This is a genomic window from Aequorivita iocasae (assembly GCF_016757735.1).
In the GTDB taxonomy this organism is placed as follows: Bacteria; Bacteroidota; Bacteroidia; order Flavobacteriales; family Flavobacteriaceae; genus Aequorivita; species Aequorivita iocasae.
This window is the reverse complement of sequence record NZ_CP068439.1, coordinates 974576-996268: the sequence shown is the minus strand read 5'-3', so window position 1 is coordinate 996268 and position 21693 is coordinate 974576. Positions and strand designations below refer to the sequence as shown.

General features: G+C 39.9%; 16 protein-coding genes. 11 read left to right on the top strand and 5 right to left on the bottom strand.

The genetic code is table 11. The features are described from left to right. Positions 1–11: 11 nt before the first annotated feature. On the bottom strand, positions 12–482 hold the full coding sequence (locus JK629_RS04665; protein WP_202337992.1) for a GNAT family N-acetyltransferase: 471 nt from the start codon (positions 480–482) through the stop codon (positions 12–14). Between the two features lie 89 nt (positions 483–571). On the opposite strand from JK629_RS04665, the gene fbp reads away from it, so the two are divergent. Continuing rightward, positions 572–1579, top strand: a complete 1008-nt coding sequence (gene fbp, locus JK629_RS04660) for a class 1 fructose-bisphosphatase (RefSeq protein ID WP_202337991.1) — start codon at positions 572–574, stop codon at positions 1577–1579. A 46-nt stretch (positions 1580–1625) separates the two neighbouring features. On the opposite strand, the gene JK629_RS04655 is transcribed toward fbp, so the two are convergent. Beyond that, the gene (locus JK629_RS04655; RefSeq protein ID WP_202337457.1) at positions 1626–2054 is read right to left on the bottom strand and encodes a tellurite resistance TerB family protein; all 429 of its coding nucleotides are present in this window, start codon (positions 2052–2054) and stop codon (positions 1626–1628) included. A gap of 161 nt (positions 2055–2215) precedes the next feature. On the opposite strand from JK629_RS04655, the gene JK629_RS04650 reads away from it, so the two are divergent. Genes JK629_RS04650 through JK629_RS04630 form a run of 5 tightly spaced genes read left to right on the top strand, consistent with a single transcriptional unit; the run spans position 2216 to position 8779 of the window. Beyond that, the gene (locus JK629_RS04650) at positions 2216–3238 is read left to right on the top strand and encodes a ligase-associated DNA damage response exonuclease (RefSeq protein WP_202337456.1); all 1023 of its coding nucleotides are present in this window, start codon (positions 2216–2218) and stop codon (positions 3236–3238) included. Between the two features lie 3 nt (positions 3239–3241). Beyond that, a complete protein-coding gene (locus tag JK629_RS04645) occupies positions 3242–4834 on the top strand; it encodes an ATP-dependent DNA ligase (protein ID WP_202337455.1) in 1593 nt (530 codons plus the stop codon). Then, positions 4831–7293 carry a ligase-associated DNA damage response DEXH box helicase gene (locus JK629_RS04640; RefSeq protein ID WP_202337454.1) on the top strand — a complete coding sequence of 821 codons (2463 nt, stop codon included), beginning with the start codon at positions 4831–4833 and terminating at the stop codon, positions 7291–7293. The genes JK629_RS04645 and JK629_RS04640 overlap by 4 nt, the downstream gene beginning before the upstream one ends. A gap of 41 nt (positions 7294–7334) precedes the next feature. After that, the gene (gene pdeM / locus JK629_RS04635; protein WP_202337453.1) at positions 7335–7976 is read left to right on the top strand and encodes a ligase-associated DNA damage response endonuclease PdeM; all 642 of its coding nucleotides are present in this window, start codon (positions 7335–7337) and stop codon (positions 7974–7976) included. A gap of 2 nt (positions 7977–7978) precedes the next feature. Then, positions 7979–8779 (top strand): tryptophan-rich sensory protein, encoded by an 801-nt coding sequence (locus JK629_RS04630; RefSeq protein ID WP_202337452.1) that lies wholly within the window; start codon positions 7979–7981, stop codon positions 8777–8779. Positions 8780–8866: 87 nt separating this feature from the next. On the opposite strand, the gene JK629_RS04625 is transcribed toward JK629_RS04630, so the two are convergent. Then, positions 8867–10219, bottom strand: a complete 1353-nt coding sequence (locus JK629_RS04625) for a dihydrolipoyl dehydrogenase family protein (protein WP_202337451.1) — start codon at positions 10217–10219, stop codon at positions 8867–8869. A gap of 102 nt (positions 10220–10321) precedes the next feature. Here JK629_RS04625 and mfd point away from each other — a divergent pair, with 102 nt between their 5' ends. Both mfd and JK629_RS04615 read left to right on the top strand, forming a co-directional pair. Then, on the top strand, positions 10322–13663 hold the full coding sequence (gene mfd / locus JK629_RS04620; protein ID WP_202337450.1) for a transcription-repair coupling factor: 3342 nt from the start codon (positions 10322–10324) through the stop codon (positions 13661–13663). Between the two features lie 105 nt (positions 13664–13768). After that, positions 13769–14584 carry a helix-turn-helix domain-containing protein gene (locus tag JK629_RS04615; RefSeq protein ID WP_202337449.1) on the top strand — a complete coding sequence of 272 codons (816 nt, stop codon included), beginning with the start codon at positions 13769–13771 and terminating at the stop codon, positions 14582–14584. Here the strand turns inward: JK629_RS04615 and JK629_RS04610 are convergent, their stop codons facing one another. Beyond that, a complete protein-coding gene (locus JK629_RS04610) occupies positions 14585–14947 on the bottom strand; it encodes a YraN family protein (protein ID WP_202337448.1) in 363 nt (120 codons plus the stop codon). A gap of 16 nt (positions 14948–14963) precedes the next feature. Next, positions 14964–15866: a S66 peptidase family protein gene (locus tag JK629_RS04605; RefSeq protein ID WP_202337447.1), complete on the bottom strand. Its 903-nt coding sequence runs from the start codon at positions 15864–15866 to the stop codon at positions 14964–14966. Between the two features lie 85 nt (positions 15867–15951). Between JK629_RS04605 and metG the strand changes: the two genes are divergently transcribed. Genes metG through JK629_RS04590 form a run of 3 tightly spaced genes read left to right on the top strand, consistent with a single transcriptional unit; the run spans position 15952 to position 21649 of the window. After that, entirely contained in the window at positions 15952–18027 is a 2076-nt protein-coding gene (gene metG / locus JK629_RS04600; RefSeq protein ID WP_202337446.1) for a methionine--tRNA ligase, read from the top strand. A gap of 17 nt (positions 18028–18044) precedes the next feature. After that, the gene (locus tag JK629_RS04595; protein ID WP_202337445.1) at positions 18045–19502 is read left to right on the top strand and encodes a hypothetical protein; all 1458 of its coding nucleotides are present in this window, start codon (positions 18045–18047) and stop codon (positions 19500–19502) included. 8 nt (positions 19503–19510) lie between these two features. Beyond that, positions 19511–21649 carry a Tex family protein gene (locus tag JK629_RS04590; RefSeq protein ID WP_202337444.1) on the top strand — a complete coding sequence of 713 codons (2139 nt, stop codon included), beginning with the start codon at positions 19511–19513 and terminating at the stop codon, positions 21647–21649. The last annotated feature ends 44 nt before the right edge of the window (positions 21650–21693 follow it).

Sequence of the window (21693 nt, the reverse complement as noted above, 5' to 3'; positions counted from 1 at the left end):
CAGAATTTATTTTATGAATTTATATAATTTTTCAGGCCCTTTTCATCCATATGTACCACGCGCCAATCTTTCACGATATGGGCGCCGCTTCGTTCATAAAAACGTATTGCGCCTTTGTTCCAATCCAAAACATCCCATGCTACGCGTTTTAGGCCGCGATCATAAGCAAACCGCATCACTTGTTTGTAGAGTGCCTCACCTATTCCCTTGCCGCGCTGGGCTTCTTTTACAATTAAATCTTCCAAATGGAGCGTCCTGCCTTTCCAAGTTGAAAAGCGGAAATATACCAAGGCCGCGCCAACAATTTCATCATCAAATTCTGCAACAAAGCAAGTAAAAAGCGGGTTTTCGCCAAAACCTTCGCGTTCCAAATCTGCCACTGAAATTTCAACTGCATCGGGTTCCTTCTCAAAAATAGCAAGCTCTTTTATGAGTTCCAATACTTGTGGCATGTCTTCTTTTACGGCTTCTCTTACTTTCATCATTTCAAAAATTAATTAGCCTTGCAAATATCGGTTCAATTTCTTAAAAATCCCGATATTTGCTTCAAATTCAGGATATCTTCAACCCCATGGCAAAAATAAATCAATCGCTTGGCGAGTTTATAATTGAAAACCAAAGCGAATTCAAATACTCTTCTGGCGAACTTTCCCGATTAATAAATTCAATCCGTTTAGCAGCAAAAGTTGTAAATCACAAGGTAAACAAAGCCGGTTTAGTAGATATTTTGGGTGCCGCTGGCGATACGAACGTACAGGGCGAAGACCAGCAAAAGCTAGATGTTTTTGCGAATGAAGTTTTTATAAATACGCTCACCAACCGTGAGATTGTCTGTGGAATTGCCAGTGAGGAGGAAGACCACTTTATAACTATTAAAGGACGGAACGAAAAAAACGATAATAAATATGTGGTGTTGATGGACCCACTGGACGGTTCCTCAAACATTGACGTAAACGTTTCCGTGGGAACTATTTTTTCAATTTATAGAAGAATCACACCCGAGGGAACACCCGTTACCATTGAGGATTTTCTTCAGCCCGGAAGCAATCAAGTAGCTGCGGGTTATATTGTTTACGGTACCTCAACCATGATTGTTTATACAACCGGACACGGCGTAAATGGCTTTACACTGAACCCTGCGATAGGTACGTATTATCTTTCCCACCCAAATATGAAATTTCCGGAAAACGGAAATATTTATTCGGTTAACGAAGGGAATTACGTCCATTTTCCCCAAGGCGTAAAGGATTATATAAAATATTGCCAAAAGGAAGAGGAAGACCGTCCGTACACTTCTCGTTATATAGGATCGTTGGTTTCAGATTTTCATCGAAATATGATTAAGGGCGGCATCTATATTTATCCCAATACGTCCAAAGATCCAAACGGAAAACTGCGGCTATTGTATGAATGCAACCCAATGGCGATGATTGCCGAACAGGCGGGAGGTAAGGCCAGCAATGGTTTTGAAAGAATTCTTGATATTCAGCCTACAACACTGCACCAACGCGTGCCCTTTTTCACGGGAAGCAAAAAAATGGTGGAAAAGGCTGAAGAATTTATGAAAAATGCAAAATAAAAAACCCGAAGCTTTCACCACGGGTTTCTAAGTTCGTAAAAAAGAATTAATCTTTTCTATTAAGTAAATAACGGTAATCCTCAAGGCTTAAACCACCACTGTATATTGCAATTGATCTTTTAATTAAATCTTGCGCAATTTCAGCAGAATAGCCAAGGCCAATGGCGTACTTTTCAATTAAAAAACGTTCGTGGTCATCAATTTCATGATCGGCAAAAATCATTTCAAACAAATCGTGGATACGCTCTAACCGCCTTTCCGCATCATTAGGTGGATTGATCGGGTATTTTGAAGGATTTTTAAGCACTGCTTCATATTCTTCTTGTTCAATATCCAACTTGCGCGCGAAACGCTTCAACATTTTTTCCTCTTCGGAATTAATTTCACCATCAACTGAAGCAATATTTGCAATAGAAGCAAAATGCCCTAAATTTCGGGAATGTTCCCCACTTTCAAAAAGATCTGTAAATGACATAATTTGATTTTATTGTGCAAATATAAAACGAATTGCGGGCAAAGCGAAGTATTATGTTCATGTTTTTTCTACTACTCTTTTAAGCAGTTCACCCTAAACTTTTCTTAATTATAAATGAAGCAATGCAAGCTTTCAGTATTTTTAAAGCACTACTTAAAAATATGAGAGAACCACTTTTATCTTTTAATGAGAAAGGAATCTATTGCGAAAAGGCCAACGTTTACATTGACGCTTGGCGTCCGGTCGATAAATGCATCGTTACCCACGGCCACGCAGACCATAGCCGGGGGGGGCATAAAAAGTACATAACGCACCATAACAATGTTCCCATTATAAAGCATCGGTTGGGCGATATTGCAGTTACCGGGAAGGAATGGAACGAATCTTTCACCATTAACGGAGTAAAATTTTCGCTCCATCCAGCCGGCCATATTATTGCCTCGTCGCAGGTTCGTGTGGAATATAAAGGTGAAGTCTGGGTCTTTACGGGCGATTTCAAAACCGAAGATGACGGTCTCGCTGAAATCTATGAACCCGTAAAATGCCACACTTTTATCACGGAATGCACTTTTGGCTTGCCGGCCTTTAAATGGGAGCCGCAAGCGGAAGTTTTTAAGGATATAAATAATTGGTGGGCTACCAATAAAAGTGAAGGCCGAACATCAATTCTATTTGGTTATAGTTTGGGAAAAGCCCAGCGTTTGCTGAAGAATCTCGATACTTCCATCGGAAGAATATACACCCACGGTGCAGTTGAAAATATGACCGAAGTGGTGCGACCATTTTACGAATTGCCCGAAACTACTTTAATTACCAGGGAAACTCCCAAAGAGGAAATAAAAGGAAATATAATAGTGGCGCCACCGAGTGCGCACGGGAGTACTTGGATTAGAAGATTTGTACCTTTTGTGACCGCTTCCGCCAGCGGGTGGATGACCTTTCGAGGCGCACGCAGAAGAAGGGCCATTGACCGCGGATTTGTACTCAGCGACCACGCCGATTGGGAAGGTTTGCTTTCGGCGATTGATGCCACGGGTTGCGAAAAAGTAATCGCAACACACGGTTATACAGACATTTTCGCGAAATATTTACGAGAAGAATTAGGTTACGACGCCCGCACCGAAAAAACCCAATACGAGGAAGAAAGCGCCGAAATTGAAAAGAAAATTGAAAATGAAGATTAAGCCGTGAAAGACTTTGCCCAACTCATAAAAAAACTCGACAGCACCAATAAAACCAATGAAAAAGTAGCCGCGCTAACGGAGTATTTCCAAAATGCAAATGAAGCCGATAAACTTTGGACCATCGCCATCCTTTCACATCGTCGGCCAAAACGTCCCGTTAATACAACGCTTCTCCGACTTTGGGCTACGGAAATCAGCGGTATTCCGCTTTGGCTTTTTGAGGAAAGCTATCACATTGTTGGTGATTTGGCGGAAACGATTGCGCTGATTTTGCCCACTTCGGAAGAACATTCCGACAAATCCCTTGCAGAATTTGTTTCAGAAATTATTGAACTGCGTACGCTTCCCGAAGAAGAAAAAAAGAAATATCTGCACGACAATTGGTTGCCGCTGAATTATTTTGAGCGTTTTGTTTTCAACAAAATATTGACCGGAAGTTTTAGAATCGGCGTAAGCCAAAAACTGATGACCCGCGCACTTTCAAAAGCTACGGGAATAGATGAAGATATTTTGGCGTACAAATTAATGGGCGATTGGACGCCCGAAAAAACAACCTATAAAAAGCTGATTCTCGAGCAAAATGATGAAGATTATCTCAGCAAACCCTATCCGTTTTATTTGGCTTATGCGGTTGAGGACAATTTTCAGGAGGATTTGGGCCCGATTTCAGATTGGAGTTTTGAGCATAAATGGGACGGCATCCGAAGTCAGGTTATTATTAGAAACGATGAGGTTTTCGTGTGGTCCCGCGGCGAGGAATTGGTGACCGATAAATATCCCGAGTTTCAAAATTTTCTGAAAGCCATTCCCAACGGAACTGTTATAGATGGCGAAATTCTTCCCTTTGGAAAAGGGGAAATTGGCAATTTCAATGCCCTTCAAACCCGGATTGGAAGAAAAAATATTTCCAAAGCACTTCTGAAAAAAACACCGGTAATTCTTAATGCATACGACTTGTTGGAATGGAAAGGAGAGGATATTCGGCAAAAACCTTTTTCGGAAAGAAGAGAGATTTTGGACGGAATGATCCAAAAAATAAATTCCGAGGAAGTTGGAATCTATTTAAGCGAAACAATGAATTTTGAAACATGGGAAGAAGCTGCCGCCGAACGCGATCTTTCCCGTGAAAAAAGAAGCGAAGGTTTAATGTTGAAACGAAAGGATTCGCCCTATTTGGTAGGAAGAAAAAAAGGGGATTGGTGGAAATGGAAAATCGATCCTTTCACCATTGATGCTGTTTTAACCTACGCGATGCGTGGCCACGGAAGACGCGCAAACCTTTATACAGATTACACCTTTGCGCTTTGGGATGAAGGCGAATTGGTCACATTCGCAAAAGCATATTCCGGATTGACCGATGCGGAATTCCGGCAGGTAGATGCCTGGATAAAACGAAATACCTTGGAACGTTTTGGCCCCGTGCGAAGCGTAACCCCACAACATGTTTTTGAAATCGCCTTTGAAGGAATCGCTGAAAGTAGTCGCCATAAAAGTGGTATTGCCACCCGTTTTCCGCGGATTCTTCGTTGGCGAAAAGATAAGCCGATTGAAGAAGCAAATACCTTATCGGATTTAAAAGCGCTTATCCCAAAATGAAACAATCGGAACTCATTAAAATTGCAGAGGATTGGTTTCAATCAAAAAATTGGAAGTCTTTTCCATTTCAAAAACAAACCTGGAAAGCATTTTTGGATGGCAAGCATGGATTATTAAATGCACCTACGGGAAGCGGAAAAACATACGCCCTTTGGGTGCCGATTGTGCTTCAATATTTAAAGGAAAATCCAGATTACAAAACGAAACATCAAAAAGGGCTGAAGGCAATATGGATAACACCCCTGCGTGCACTTTCGGTTGAAATACACCAAGCGGCGCAACGGTTTGCCGATGATTTGGGAACTGGTTTAACGGTTGGTATCCGTACCGGAGATACCCCGCAGAGCGAACGTGCAAAACAAAAGCGACAAATGCCCGATTTGTTGATTACAACCCCCGAGAGCTTGATGCTTTTATTGGCTTCAAAAGGGTATGATAAAATCTTCAAAACCCTCACGGCTATTGTGGTAGACGAATGGCACGAACTTTTGGGAAGCAAGCGTGGCGTACAAATGGAGTTGGCACTTTCGCGACTGAAAACCGTTTCAAAAGATTTGAGAATTTGGGGTATTTCGGCCACTATCGGAAATCTCGAAGAGGCGCAGGATGTACTGTTGGGAATGGATCCGGAATTCAGAAAAAATGCCGTTTTAATTAAGGCCAATCAGAAAAAAAAGATTGAAGTACGTTCGATAATTCCGAAGAAAATGGAAACCTTTCCCTGGCGTGGACATTTGGGTTTGCACCTTTTGGAAGAAATAATTCCCATAATAAAAGCCAGTAAAACCACTCTTATTTTTACGAATACCCGAGGGCAATGTGAGGTTTGGTTTCAGAAAATATTGGAGAAGCATCCAGAATTTGCTGGCGAAATAGCAATGCACCACGGCAGCATCGGCAAAGACACCCGACTGTGGGTGGAGCAGGCCATCCGCAATGAATCGTTGACTGCAGTTGTTGCCACTTCTAGTTTGGATTTGGGGGTCGATTTTGCACCGGTTGAAACGGTTATCCAAATCGGTGGACCGAAAGGCGTGGCAAAATTTCTGCAACGGGCAGGACGTAGCAACCACCGGCCCGGCGAACCATCTGTGATTTATTTTTTGCCCACGCACGCTCTGGAATTGCTGGAAGCTTCAGCTTTAAAAAGAGCCGTAAAAGAAGAAGTTGTGGAAGATAGAATGCCGTATTTGCTCAGTTTCGATGTGCTTATTCAGTATTTGGTTACACTCGCAGTGGGCAACGGATTTTTCCCGAAGGACATTTTCCCCGAAATTCAACAAACCTTCTGTTTTCAGGGAATTACCGAGGAACAATGGAAATGGTGCCTCAATTTTATCACTCTCGGAAGCCAAAGTTTGCAAGCTTACGAAGAATACAAAAAAGTGGAGGTTACACCCGAAGGCCTTTTTAAGGTTGAAAGCAGACAGATTGCAATGATGCACCGCTTGAGTATCGGCACAATTGTGAGCGACTCAATGATGCACGTAAAATATGTAACGGGTGGTTTTATCGGCACCATTGAGGAATGGTTTATCAGCAAATTGAAAATCGGCGATAGTTTTGTATTTGCAGGTCGCACTTTGGAATTGGTTCGATTGCGGCAAATGCAGGCACAGGTTCGAAAATCGACCAAAAAATCTGGAAAAGTAGCCAGCTTTTTGGGTGGGCGTTTGCCACTTTCTTCACAAATGAGTAAAATTCTTCGGGAAGAAATGCAGAGCGAAGCCGATCACAAACGAAACACTCCGGAATTAAAGGCGCTGAGCGATATATTTAACAGACAGGAAAAGGAAAGCATCGTCCCCGGCGAGGACGAATTTTTGATTGAAACCTTCAAAACCCGAGAGGGCTATCACGCACTTTTTTATCCATTCGAAGGACGGTTTGTGCACGAGGCAATGAGCAGTCTGTTGGCGTACCGCATCAGTTTGCTGTCGCCTATTTCATTTTCGTTGGCTTATAACGATTATGGTTTTGAACTGTTGAGCGATCAATATTTGGACATTCAAACTGTTTTGGACAATAACCTTTTTTCAGCGGAATATCTTTACGACGATCTTCAAAAAAGTTTGAATTACACCGAACTTGCCCGCCGAAAATTTCGTGATATCGCGGTGATTAGCGGAATGGTTTTTCAAGGTTATCCAAATAAAATAATCAAAACGAAACATTTGCAAAGCAGCAGCCAACTTTTGTTTGACGTGTTCCGCGATTACGAACCCAACAATCTTTTGTATCTGCAAGCCTATCGCGAAACTTTTGAGCATCAATTGGAGGAAGGTCGGCTGCGGTTGGCTTTGGAACGCATCAATTCACAAAATATTATTTGGAAACAGTGCGAAAAGGCCACGCCCTTCAGCTTCCCGATAATTACCGACGGATTACGGGCAAAGCTTTCTTCAGAAAAATTGGCGGATAGAATAAAAAGGATGACGTTGCAATTGGAGAAGAACTAAGAATTTTTGAAGTCTTTGGGTTGTTTTATCTTTGCAACCAGATGAAGCAAATACAAATAAACTCCCACCAATTTACCCTTCACCCCAGCGGAGCCATTTTTTGGGAAGAAAAAAAAATGCTGCTGATAGCCGATGTGCACTTGGGAAAGGTGGCCCATTTCAGAAAGCACGGCGCGCCCGTTCCCGCCAATGCGGCATTTCAAAATCTGGAAAAACTCACTGAAATTTCAAATCATTTTGAACCAAAAACCATTTGTTTTTTGGGGGATCTTTTTCACAGTAAAATTAATGAGGAATGGCAGGATTTTGAAAAATGGGTGGAATACACAAAAGCTGAAGTGATTCTTATTTCGGGCAACCATGATATAATTCCGCAGTATTTGTATGAAGATTTGGGGGTGAAGGTTTTTGATGAATTGTTATTGGAAGGCTTTCATTTAACCCACCATCCCTCTGAAATAAAGGGAACTTTCAATTTTTCGGGCCATGTGCATCCGGGCATTCGCATGCGGGGAGTGGGCCGCCAATATTTGCGATTTGCCTGTTTTTATAAATCCGTTAACGGTTTAATTCTTCCTGCTTTTGGTAACTTTACGGGGAAGCATGTTTTAAAGCCTTCAAAAAACGATGAGGTTTTTGCCATTGTCGAAGGTGAAGTTATATGCGTTTCCACAAATAACTAACTATGAAAAAAACACTACAAATAGCCAATATTGTCATGTTTATTGCGATGGTTTTGGTGAATTATTTATCGAATACCGGCGCAATAAATGATACTACCATTGGAGAAATTTCGGAATCCTCAAAAAATCTTTTTACACCGGCAGGATATGCTTTTTCCATTTGGGGATTGATATATTTAATGCTTTTGGGATTTATAATTTACCAAAGCCGAAGTCTTTTCACAAAAGTGCGCGATGATGATTTTATAATAAAAACCGGCTGGTGGTTTGTGCTTTCGTGCTTTGCAAATATGATGTGGATTACATTTTGGCTTTACGGATTTATGGAGTATTCTATTTTGGCGATTTTCGTTCTTCTTTTTTCACTTTTAAAAATTGTGATGAACAACCGGATGGAACTATGGGACGCGCCAATTTCGGTGATTTCCTTTCTTTGTTGGCCCTTTGTTTTTTACAGCGGATGGGTTACCGTTGCAAGTATTGCCAATGTCGCGGCATATTTAACGAGTATTGATTGGGACGCTTGGGGTTACAGTGAAGTTTCGTGGGCAGTAACTATGATAATTATTGCAGGAATAATAAACCTTGTTGTTACATGGCGAAGAAATATGCGCGAATTTGCCTTGGTGGGAGTTTGGGCTTTGGCTGCTATTGCGGTTGCCAATTGGGATGTGAGTAAAACAGTAGCCTACTCTGCCATTGCCGTTGCAGCGGTTTTATTTGTGAGCAGCAGCTACCATGGATTTAAAAATAGAAACACAAATCCGATGAATAAATGCAGGGAATATTTCAAAAAGGCATAAGAAGTAAGACCGATGGCGGAAGGACAAAAAGAGAAAAGGACAAAAAAATCAGCAATCTAAAATCGTCAATCAACAATCAAAAATCAATCAGACCATTCCTTTTATATCATTCCCCCAAGTTGGGTAGGCAAAAATCATGGCTTTTATGTTTTCAGTAGTGAGTTTTCCGCACATTGCGAGCACAAATAGATTGATCATTTCTCCCGCTTGCGGAGCAATAATATGTGCGCCCAACACAATATTTCGCTTTTTATCCACAATTGTTTTATACGCGTAAATTTCTTCATTGATACGTTTGGCGTTAAACCATTTTGGCACACTTTTATATTCCACCACACAATCGTAGCCTTTTTTCTTTGCTTCTTCTTCAGTTAAGCCAATTGATGCCAACTGCGGAATAGTAAAAACCACCGAAGGTACCGGCGGAAAATCCATTATTGTATGATTTCCTTTTCTGATATTTAATGAGACAATTCGCGCTTCCTGTGAAGAAGTTGGCGTTAATGGAAGCGCCCCGCTTGCCGAAACATCGCCACAAGCATATACATTTTTATTGGTAGTATTTTGAAGAAATTCGTTCACCGAAATTCCACCTTTTTCAAAAGCAACATTTCCCTTTTCCAAATCTAATTCGTCGATAGATGGAACGCGGCCGGTAGTGTTAAAAACCATTTGCGTGGTAATGGTTTCGGTTTTTGAATTTTTCTGAAATGAAACTCGGTAATTTTTTTGAAGTTTTTCAACTTCGGAAACCTTTGCATTGAAGATAAATTTAATTCCCAAATCTTCCGAAGCTTTGGTGAGATGAGAAACTATATCGGCTTCAAAAGGCCCAAGGGGTCGATCCTCAAACTCAATTACCGTAACCTTTGCGCCACATCGCGCGGCAATATGCGCAAATTCCATCCCGATATAACCCGCGCCCACAAATACAATATTTTCCGGCAGTTCTTCCAATTCCAAAAAATCGTCGCTCACTTTCAAATGTTCCCTGCCGGGAATTTTCAGCTCCATAGGTTTATGACCGGTAGCGATAACTATTTTCTTCGCCTTTATTGTTTTTCCTTCAACCGAAAGGGTAGTTTCATCCAAAAACTTTGGAGATTGGTGGAACATATCAATCCCCGCCTCCTTCAATTTTTTTTCAGTGGAAGCGGGCACGGCATCGGTAAAAGTTGATTTAAATTTCTGCAAATCCGCCCAATTTATTTCCGGAACGGACATAATTCCCTTCCCCTTTAAATTTTCAGAAAGGTGTATTGCCTCCGTAATTCCGTAGATTACCTTTTTTGGGTCACAGCCTCTATTTGGACAGGTTCCTCCAAATTCACGATTGTCGGCAATTGCTACTTTCATTCCTTCGGCGGCACAATCGTACGCCACATTTTTCCCAGCCGTGCCGGTGCCTATTACAAAAACATCATATTCTTTTATTGCCATAAACCGAAAATAAGGAAAGGGCTAAGTTATGTGTGTTAGTAAAATGATAAAGTTTGAATTTGCTCTTTGTAAATTGATAATGCATACTATCTTTGCCGCTCGATGAGCAAAAAACTTGTTACTTCGCTTTATTCACAGTCTTCGCAAGCGCGAAAACTGGGGGAAGCTATTTTTTCTTCCGAAAATAAAATTCAAGTTTCGGGTCTTGTCGGCTCTTCGCTCTCGCTTGTAATTTCTGAGAATTTTTCTACTTCGGAACTGCCTTTTCTTTTAATTTTTAATGATAAGGAAGAAGCTGCTTATCATTTAAACGATCTCGAAAATTTGTTGGGTGACCAAAATGTGCTTTTCTACCCGGGAAGTTATCGGCGGCCGTACCAAATTGAAGAGACCGATAACGCCAACGTTTTGTTGCGAAGCGAGGTTTTAAACAGAATAAATTCGAGAAAAAAACCCGCACTGATCGTAACCTATCCCGAAGCGCTTTTTGAAAAAGTTGTAACTCGAAAGGAATTGGAGCGAAACACGCTGAAAATTGCCGTAAACGACCAACTTTCCATCGATTTTGTAAATGAGGTTTTATTTGAATATCGTTTCAAAAGAACTGATTTTGTAACCGAACCGGGCGAATTTTCGGTTCGTGGGGGTATTTTGGACGTTTTCAGTTTTAGTAATGACGAACCGTACCGAATTGAATTTTTTGGCGATGAGGTGGATAGCATCCGCACCTTTGATGTGGAAACCCAGCTTTCTTTGCAACAGGTTAAAAAAGTTTCCATAATTCCAAATGTGGAAAACAAAATGGTGGACGAAAGCCGCGAGAGTTTTTTGAAATACATCGCTTCAAAAACGGTGGTTTTTCTGAAAAACGAAGAACTTTTTAGCAGCGCCATCGACAACCTTTTTAAAAAGGCAACTGAGGCTTTCAATGCAATTGATTCGGAAATAAAACGCGCAAAACCTTCGGAATTGTTCTGCACTTCGGAATTGTTGAAACAGCAGTTAAATGGATTTACAACGGTTCATTTAAAAAATTCTTCGATTGCGAGTTCAGATTCGATTTCCTTCAATACCAAACCTCAGCCTTCCTTCAACAAACAATTCAATTTGCTTATTGAAAATTTGAACGACAATTCTGAAAAAGGCTATAAAAACTACATTTTTTGTAGCAGTGAACAGCAGGCAAAGCGTTTTCACGACATTTTTGAGGACGCACATTTGGATGTAAAACAGTTTGAAACCATTGTATTTCCGCTGTTTCAGGGTTTTATTGATGACGACTTAAAAATTGTCTGTTATACCGATCATCAAATTTTTGAGCGTTACCATAAATTTCAACTGAAAAATGGCTACGCCAAAAAGCAGGCAATTACACTAAAGGAAATTACCAATCTGGAAGTGGGCGATTACGTAACGCACATCGACCACGGAATCGGGAAATTTGGCGGTCTCCAGAAAATTGAAGTTGAGGGAAAAATGCAGGAAGCCATTAAGCTTTTTTACGGTGAGCGCGATATTTTGTATCTCAGCATTCACTCGTTGCACAAGATTTCAAAATACAACGGCAAAGATGGAAAGGAACCCAAAATCTACAAATTGGGCAGCGACGCATGGAAAAAACTGAAGCAAAAAACCAAAACCCGCGTAAAGGAAATCGCTTTTAATTTAATTGAATTATACGCGAAACGCCGCACGCTGAAAGGTTTCGCTTTTGATCCGGACAGTTATTTGCAGGCCGAATTGGAATCGTCCTTTATTTACGAAGATACCCCAGACCAAAGTACGGCAACCGAAGACGTAAAAAAAGATATGGAAAACGAACGCCCGATGGACCGTTTGGTCTGTGGAGACGTAGGTTTTGGAAAAACGGAAGTCGCGATTCGGGCGGCTTTTAAAGCGGTTGACAATGGAAAACAGGTAGCGGTTTTGGTTCCGACAACAATTTTGGCCTTTCAGCATTTTAAAACTTTTTCCGAACGGCTTTCGGAAATGCCCGTAAAAGTTGATTATCTCAACCGTTTTAGAACCGCAAAAGAACGAAAAACGGTTTTGGAGGAATTGAAAAACGGCAAGCTGGATGTCGTTATCGGCACACATCAATTGGTAAATAAAACGGTTGAATTTAAAGATTTGGGACTTTTGATTATTGACGAGGAACAAAAATTCGGCGTAGCCGTAAAAGACAAGTTGAAGACCATCAAAGAAAATGTTGATACGCTTACACTCACTGCAACGCCTATTCCGCGTACCTTGCAGTTCAGTTTGATGGCCGCGCGCGATCTTTCGGTAATCACTACTCCACCTCCAAATCGCTATCCAGTTGAAACACATGTGATCCGTTTTGGGGAAGAGAGCATTCGCGATGCCATTCAGTATGAAATCTCGCGCGGTGGGCAGGTTTTCTTCGTTCACAACAGAATTGAAAATATAAAAGAAGTCGCCGGAATGATCCAACGGTTGGTGCCAGATGCGAAAATTGGTATCGGCCACGGGCAAATGGATGGCAAAAAACTGGAAGATTTGATGCTTCGGTTTATGAATAATGAATTCGACGTTTTGGTTTCCACAACCATTATTGAAAGCGGTTTGGATGTGCCAAATGCGAATACTATTTTCATCAACAATGCTAATAATTTCGGCCTTTCAGATTTGCATCAAATGCGCGGTCGTGTGGGCCGAAGCAACAAAAAGGCCTTTTGTTATTTTATAACTCCGGAATATTCAGCAATGACGGATGAAGCCCGAAAACGAATTACAGCTTTGGAGCAATTTTCAGAATTGGGAAGCGGGATCAATATTGCGATGAAGGATTTGGAAATCCGCGGGGCGGGCGATTTGTTGGGTGGGGAACAAAGCGGATTTATAAATGAAATCGGTTTTGAAACCTATCAAAAAATTCTTGCCGAAGCCATTGAGGAATTGAAAGATAAAGAGTTTAAAAGTCTTTATGAAGAAACGGAAGGCCCGAAGAAAAATTTCGTGAAGGAAATGACCATCGATACCGATTTTGAATTGTTGTTTCCGGATGATTACGTCAACAATATTACCGAAAGGCTCAATCTTTACACGAAACTGAACGAGCTGAAAAACGAAATCGAACTTCAAAAATTTGAAAAAGAATTGCTCGACCGTTTTGGGGAAATGCCAAAACAAGCTGAGGATTTGCTGAACAGCGTTCGCATAAAATGGATTGCAATTTCCATGGGCTTGGAACGCGTTGTGATGAAGCAGAAAAAAATGGTGGGCTATTTTGTGGCAAACCAGCAGAGTGGCTTTTACCAAAGTGCAGCTTTCACCAAAGTGCTTCAATACGTGCAAAGCCACCCACAAAAAGTAACGATGAAGGAAAAACAAACCCGAAACGGACTGCGATTGTTGCTTACTTTTGAAGGAATTTCTTCGATTGATAAAGCGCTTCGGGTACTGGAGCCTTTTTCTGAATAAGCCGGTGAATTCGCGGAATGTCGGGTAAATGTCGGGTGAAATTCCGTCGAAAATATTGCACTATCTTTACTGCCATCGTACTATTGCTTCATAAATTTTTACAAAATGAAACAACCAGAACTCGGTCGGAAAATTTTAGAACTCCGCAAGCAAAAAGGTTTTACGCAGGAAGAACTTGTTGAACAATGCAACATTAACGTGCGGACCATTCAGCGTATTGAAGCTGGCGAAGTAATGCCACGCACGTTTACCTTAAAAACAATTTTAAATGTCTTGGGCGAAGATTTGGAAAATCTGCAGGAACCCGAAACTTCTCCATTTGAAAATTTCAATTTAAAAGAGATTGGCTTTTCTATTTTTTACATAAAACTGGCATGGATTTGCGGTATCATTTACTTCCTATCAGGCTTCGTGGAAATTGCTATTGATTATGCCAGATTTCAGGAAGGGGAGCTCATTATTCCGAAGGCAGCTTACATAAGTATGAAATTTATAGTACTGCTTGCAGACATTTATTTTTTATGGGGCTTTGTTTTAAGCGGCAAAATTTTCAATATTTATTTATTGAAAATCGGGGCTTTCTTTTTGATTGGAACCTCCATTTTATTTTATGGCTATGATATGGTTTCACTTTATTTTGAACCATTTTATACCGATTATTTTATAATGGTCCAATCTATTTTTTATGGAATTGCCGGTATTATCTTTGGATTTGGATTAATGCGTTTGAAAATGCCCTTTGGTAAAATTTCCGAAGTCGCCGGTGGCTTCCAAGTTGTGAGTGGTATATTGCTGACCATGGTTTTTATGGGTTGGTTGGCGTTGACTTTTTTGATTCCGGCTACTATTCTACAGATTATTCTCCTTTTTAAAATAGAGGACCTTATAAAAAATGAGTCGCTGGAAAATGTAAAAGGATAATTAAAAATGGTAAAAAGCATTCTCAAAGTGCTGCAACTTTTCCTCTTTTTGGTTTTTTAGAACGGCAATAATATCAAAACGAACTTCCGCATTTAAGTCGTTGGAAACCATATATTCATTGGCGGCTTTTACCAAAAGTTTGATTTTGTTTTTTGTTACGAAATCTTGCGGATCACCAAAAAATGCACTGTTACGGGTTTTTACTTCAACCATTACGATTGTATCCTCTTCCTTTTGTGCAATGATGTCAATCTCAGCTTTGTCGAAATAAAAATTACGGCGAAGGATTTTATAACCGCTTTTAAGCAAATATTGCGCGGCTATTTCTTCACCTATTTTTCCGAGTTCGTTATGGGTGGCCATTTTATAAGTTAAAAGTTTACAGCTTAAAGCTTAAGGTAATTTCCCTTTTTGAAATATCCAATTCAATTTTCCTTCCCAAAATTAATGCTCTATTATCATCAATATGGCCCGCGGGAAAATTAAAACACACGGGGTAATTATATTCGGAAACCGCGTCATAAACAATCTCTTCCGCATTTTTACCAAAGGGAATTTTGCTATCGTGCATATCGGTCATTCCGCCTACAATCAAACCTGCGAGATTTTGTAGCATTCCGTTTCGTTTCAGATTCATCATCATTCTATCAACGTGGTACAGATATTCATCCAAATCTTCAATAAAAAGAATTTTGCCCTCCGTTTTTAATGCTGAATTACTTCCGCAGAGCGAATACAAAAGTGAAAGATTTCCGCCGACCAATATTCCTTCGGCTTTTCCTGGCCTATTTAATTTCGCCGTGGATTCAATATCTATTTTGTATGGATTTCCAAAAAGAATATTTTTAATGGAAGCCGATGTTTCTTCTGATTTGTTTTCAAGATTTTGAAGTATTTGGGCGTGCAGCGTCTCAATACCGAGATTGTGTATGTGTGAATGCAGAGCGGTAACATCGCTGTAGCCAATTACCCATTTCGGGGATTTTTTTAATGTTGAAAAATCCAATTTATCCAAAATCCGAACTGTGCCGTACCCTCCTTTGGCACACCAGATAGCTTTTATTTTGGGATCGTCCATCATCTTTTGAAAATCTTCCGCACGCAAATCGTCGTGTCCGGCAAATTGGTTTTCTTCGGCACCAATTGTTTTTCCCATAACATATTGCAATCCCCATTTTTCCAATAATTGAAGTGCAGGTTTTAATTCTTCTTTTGAAATTTTCCGTGCAGTGGAAACGATGCCAATGCAATCGCCAATTTGAAGTTTACTTGGTGTAATCATGAATCTAATTAAAACCACAAATTACTACATTTATATGTACTTTTGTGCCTGCCTGCCTCATTTTGGCAGGCTTTCAAAAAAAATTATGGATCTGAACAAGAATAGATATACTATTACCGCCGCATTGCCTTATACGAATGGACCTGTTCACATTGGCCATTTGGCGGGTGTTTATGTGCCCGCAGATATTTATGCGCGTTTTCAGCGACTTCAAAAGAAGGATGTGGCCTTTATCTGCGGAAGCGATGAACACGGCGTTGCCATTACGTTGAAAGCGAAAAAGGAAGGCATTACGCCACAGGAAGTGGTTGATAAATATCACGCAATCATCAAAAAAAGTTTTGAAGATTTTGGGATTTCATTTGATAATTATTCGCGCACTTCGGCTGAAATCCACCATAAAACCGCCTCTGAATTTTTTAAGAAAATGTATGATGCGGGCCAATTTATAGAGGAAGTGACCGAGCAATTGTTTGACGAGGAAGCCAATCAGTTTTTGGCAGATCGTTTTGTTGTGGGAACTTGTCCAAAATGTGGTCACGAAGAAGCCTACGGCGACCAATGTGAAAACTGCGGAACCAGCCACAATGCTACAGATTTGATAAATCCGCGAAGTGTAATTTCTGGTAATAAGCCTGTTTTAAAAGAAACAAAACATTGGTTTTTGCCTTTGGATCGCTACGAAGATTTTTTAAGGGAATGGATTCTCGTTGACCATAAAAAAGATTGGAAAACCAACGTGTTGGGTCAATGCAAAAGCTGGATTGACGATGGTTTACGCCCACGTGCCGTGACCCGCGACCTCGATTGGGGAATTCCCGTGCCCGTAAAAGGTGCTGATGGAAAAGTGCTTTACGTTTGGTTTGATGCGCCAATCGGTTATATTTCTTCAACTAAGGAATGGGCGGAGCGCGAAGGCAAAAATTGGAAAGATTATTGGAAAGATGAAAACACCAAACTCCTTCATTTTATTGGGAAAGACAATATTGTTTTCCATTGCATCATTTTTCCAGCGATGCTGAAGGCTGAAGGAAGTTATATTCTGCCGGACAATGTTCCGGCAAATGAATTTTTAAACTTGGAAGGAAATAAAATTTCAACCAGTAAAAATTGGGCGGTTTGGTTGCACGAATATTTGGAGGATTTTCCAGACCAGCAGGACGTTTTGCGTTATGCCTTAACTGCAAATGCCCCAGAAACAAAGGATAACGATTTTACCTGGGCCGATTTTCAGGCGAGAAACAATAATGAATTGGTTGCTATTTTCGGAAATTTTATAAACCGAGTGATGGTTTTGACCGATAAATATTACGAAGGAATTGTACCTAAACCAGCAACTTTTTCAGAAATTGACGAACAGGTTTTAAGAGAATTGAAAGCCTATCCCGCGGTGATTGCAAGTTCCTTGGAACGCTACCGTTTCCGCGAAGCACAGGCAGAATTGATGAATGTTGCCCGCCTTGGAAATAAGTATCTGGCAGACGAAGAGCCTTGGAAAACCATAAAAACTGATGAAGAACGTACAAAAACGGTGATGTACGTTGCGCTGCAGGTTACTTCTGCGTTGGCAGTTTTGAGTGAACCGTTTTTGCCGTTTACTTCAAATAAATTGAAAAATATGCTCAATGTCAGGTCGAGCGCAGTCGAGACCTCGTTAGGGTGGAACGACGTGTCTTCAAAATCAGAATTGCTGAAACAAGGCCATAAAATAAATAAAGCCGAATTACTTTTCAGTAAAATTGAAGACGAACAGATTCAAAAACAATTAGATAAACTACAAGCGAGTAAAAAAATGAATGAAGCAGCACACAAAAAAGTAACGCCTCAAAAAGAAACCATCCAATACGACGATTTCGCAAAACTTGATATGCGCGTGGGCACCATTATTGAAGCCGAAAAAATGCCAAAAGCTGATAAACTTTTGGTTTTAAAAGTTGACACGGGAATCGATGTACGAACGATTGTTTCCGGTATTGCGGAAAGTTTTAAGGCTGAAGAAATCATCGGGAAAAAAGTAACCGTTTTGGCAAATCTTGCACCGCGAGCGCTTCGTGGCGTGGAAAGCCAAGGCATGATTTTAATGACTGAAAATGCGGAAGGGAAACTTGTTTTTGTAAACCCTGGAGAGGAAGGGGTTGAGAATGGGGCGATGATAAATTAATCATAAAATAATTTTCAATGAATTTAAAATTAATTGTTTTCTCCTTTTTAATTTCGGCAAATGTTTTTTCACAGGAACCATTACTTTCAATCAAAAATGATTTAAAAACTAGGCGTAAAGCGCCCAATGAGGCGTTTGCAGTAGTTGATGAGGAAAATAAAACCTTTGCAATTTTTCTCGATGATGACAAAACGTTAAATGGTTATTTATATTCCCAGAATTTAGAGCCTTTGGGAAAATTTGCATCAAATGGATTGCCTAAACTTTATACTGAAATCATTGGTAACACACTTGAAAATGGCCAAATTAGACTATTTCTAAAGAATCAAAACAACCGAAATTTTGGGAGTATTCTTTTTGATTTTGATAGAAATGCAAGCGTAGAGACTGAATATAATTTTAAACTTGACCATGAAATTTATCTACAGTCCCATAGTAATAAAAATAAATTTTACATACTGACTGTAAGTAGAAGAAGCTCACAATTAAATGTATATGTGTTTGATCACGGAGGTAAATTCAACAAAAAATCGTTCGATTTTAATGATAGATTTTTTGGAGATAGAAAAAATAATCGTGTGAAACTTGATGAGTTTCTGACTGAGCGAGAACAATTTGTAACTCAAGGTGCGGTAGTAAAAATAGAAGAAACGAATCCAAATGATATTAGCATTACCAGCAATTCTTGTAAAATTTATGATAGAAATGAAAAATTTATTCTAACCATTGATGGCGGGATGCTATACACATATATCTTTGAATTTACAGTTCCTGACTTATCGGTTAATTTAAAAGCAGTTGAAAAGGAACAATTCTCTTCAGATGGATTTACTCCCGCGTCCAATTCATATTTGTATGAAGACAAAATTTATCAAATAAGTGGATTAAAGGATACGTTGGTTTTTACAGTTAAAAATATTGACACCAAGGAAGAGATAAAAAAAATTTCCCTTTCTAAAAATGAAGAAATAACTTTTAAGAATAGTCCAATTATACAAGAAGGCACTTCATTTTTTTCAGAAGAATTTAGGGAACTGGATAAAACTTCACAATTTTTAAGAAAAATTTCTTCAGAAGATATCGGTGTGGCGGTAATATCCACCAACAATGGATATCAAATTACAATGGGCGGTAATAAGGAAATTACAAATAACTACGGAGGTCCAATGATGAGTGGTTTTGGGGGAGTAATTCCTAATGTACCGGGGACAACCTCATTTTCCTTTAATCCAGTATTCTATTCCTTTAATTCCTATAAGCATAATAAGTCAATACGAATAGAATGTCTTTTTGATATTAATTTCGTTCACCACGGAGGCAGGGTCCCCCAAAACATTTTTGATAAAATAAAAATTTACACTTTAAGGCACCCAAAAGCAAGGGCGGAAAATTTATTTAAAATGAACGATTATTTTGTATACGGTAAGTATAATGAGGAAACTGATGCTTACGAACTTTTTAAATTTTCAGAATAAAATTTTCGATGCTAAAGCTTCTCTATTACATAACCTCCCACACCAATCTCCCCCAAAAAAGTGTTGAAAACACCGTAAAACTTTTAAACGAAGATTGTACCATTCCCTTCATTTCCCGATACCGAAAGGAATTGACGGGAAATCTCGATGAGGTTCAAATTGCCGAAATCGTAAAATTCAAAGAGCAATTTGAAGTGTTGGAAAAGCGAAAAGCTGCTATCCTAAAATCGTTGGAAGAGCAGGAGGTTTTGACCGCAGAACTTCAGCAAAAAATCGAGGAGACGACAGATTTAATCGCCTTGGAAGATTTGTATCTACCTTACAAAAAGAAGCGAAAAACAAAAGCTGATACTGCGCGCGAAAACGGTTTGGAGCCATTGGCGAAAATTATAATGGCGCAGAATGCTTCCGATATTTCTTCAATCGCTTTAAAATATGTGAATGGCGATGTAAATTCCGAAGAGGACGCGTTGGAAGGCGCCCGCCACATTATTGCCGAATGGATCAACGAGCGCACCGATATTCGGAATATGCTTCGAAATCAAATAGAACGTTTTGCAGTGATTTCAACTAAAGTTGTAAAGAAGTTTGAAGATGACGAAAAAGCTCAGAAATTCAGAGATTATTTCGATTGGAGTGAAGCTTTAAATAGAATTCCATCTCACAGATTACTGGCAATTCTACGTGCAACTTCCGAAGGATTTATTCGCCAAAAAATTGAAATTGATGATGAGAAGGCACTTTTTAAAATTGAAGAGCGCGTCATAAAATCAAATAATGCCGCTTCCCAACAAATAAAACTTGCCATTGAAGACAGTTACAAGCGACTGTTGTTTCCAGCGATTTCAAACGAAGCACTTTCTGCAGCAAAAGAGAAAGCAGATGAAACCGCAATCAATGTTTTTGCTAAAAACTTAAAGCAACTTTTATTGGGCTCTCCTTTGGGAGAAAAGCGGGTATTGGCAATTGATCCCGGTTTTAGAACGGGCTGCAAGGTGGTTTGTCTCGATGCACAGGGAAATTTGCAACACAACGAAACCATCTTTCCGCATCCGCCAAAAAGTGATGTTTCAATCGCGATGAAAAAGATAAGTTCGCTGGCCGATGCCCATAAAATTGAGGCAATCGCCATTGGCAACGGAACCGCTTCGCGTCAAACGGAACAATTCATAAAACGAATCCAATTTAAAAATGCAATACAGGTTTTTGTAGTTAGCGAAGCCGGAGCAAGCATTTATTCGGCTTCAAAAATTGCGCGCGACGAATTCCCGAATTACGATGTTACCGTTCGTGGCGCGGTTTCCATCGGTCGACGTTTGCAGGATCCATTGGCAGAGTTGGTAAAAATTGATGCAAAATCCATAGGCGTTGGGCAATATCAGCACGATGTAGACCAAACCAAGTTGAAGCGTTCGCTGGATACAACGGTAGAACTGTGCGTGAACGCCGTGGGGGTAAATATAAATACGGCAAGCGTTCCGCTTTTGAGTTACGTTTCTGGCATCGGTCCAAAACTGGCGGAAAATATAGTAAATTATCGTGAAGAAAACGGCGCATTTAATTCTCGGGACGAAATAAAAAATGTACCTCGTTTGGGCGGGAAAGCTTTTGAGCAAGCCGCGGGATTTCTTCGTATTAAAAATGGAAAAAACCCGCTGGACGATTCTTCGGTGCATCCGGAAAGTTATGCTGTTGTTTCAAAAATGGCGAAGGACGAAAAGATAAAAATTTTGAAATTGATTGGAAACAAAGCACTTCTTCAGAAAATAAATCTGGAAAAATACATTTCAGAAAAAATTGGACTTCCCACTTTAAAAGATATTATAAAGGAACTTGAAAAACCCGGACTTGACATTCGCGAGGAGGCAAAAGTCTTCACTTTCAACCAAAATATTAAAACTATAAACGATTTACAGGAGGGACAATTGCTTCCCGGAATCGTGAACAACATTACCAATTTCGGCTGTTTTGTGGATATTGGAATAAAGGAAAGTGGCTTGATTCACGTTTCAAATCTTTCAGATTCTTTTGTGAAGGATGTAAACGAGCACGTGCATTTGCATCAACAAATTGTTGTAAAAGTGCTTGATGTGGATGTGGAAAGAAAACGCATTCAACTAAAACTGCACCATTTAGAAACGCGTTAATTATTCTTTAATATTGACTTAAGTCATCAATAGATAGCTTTTAA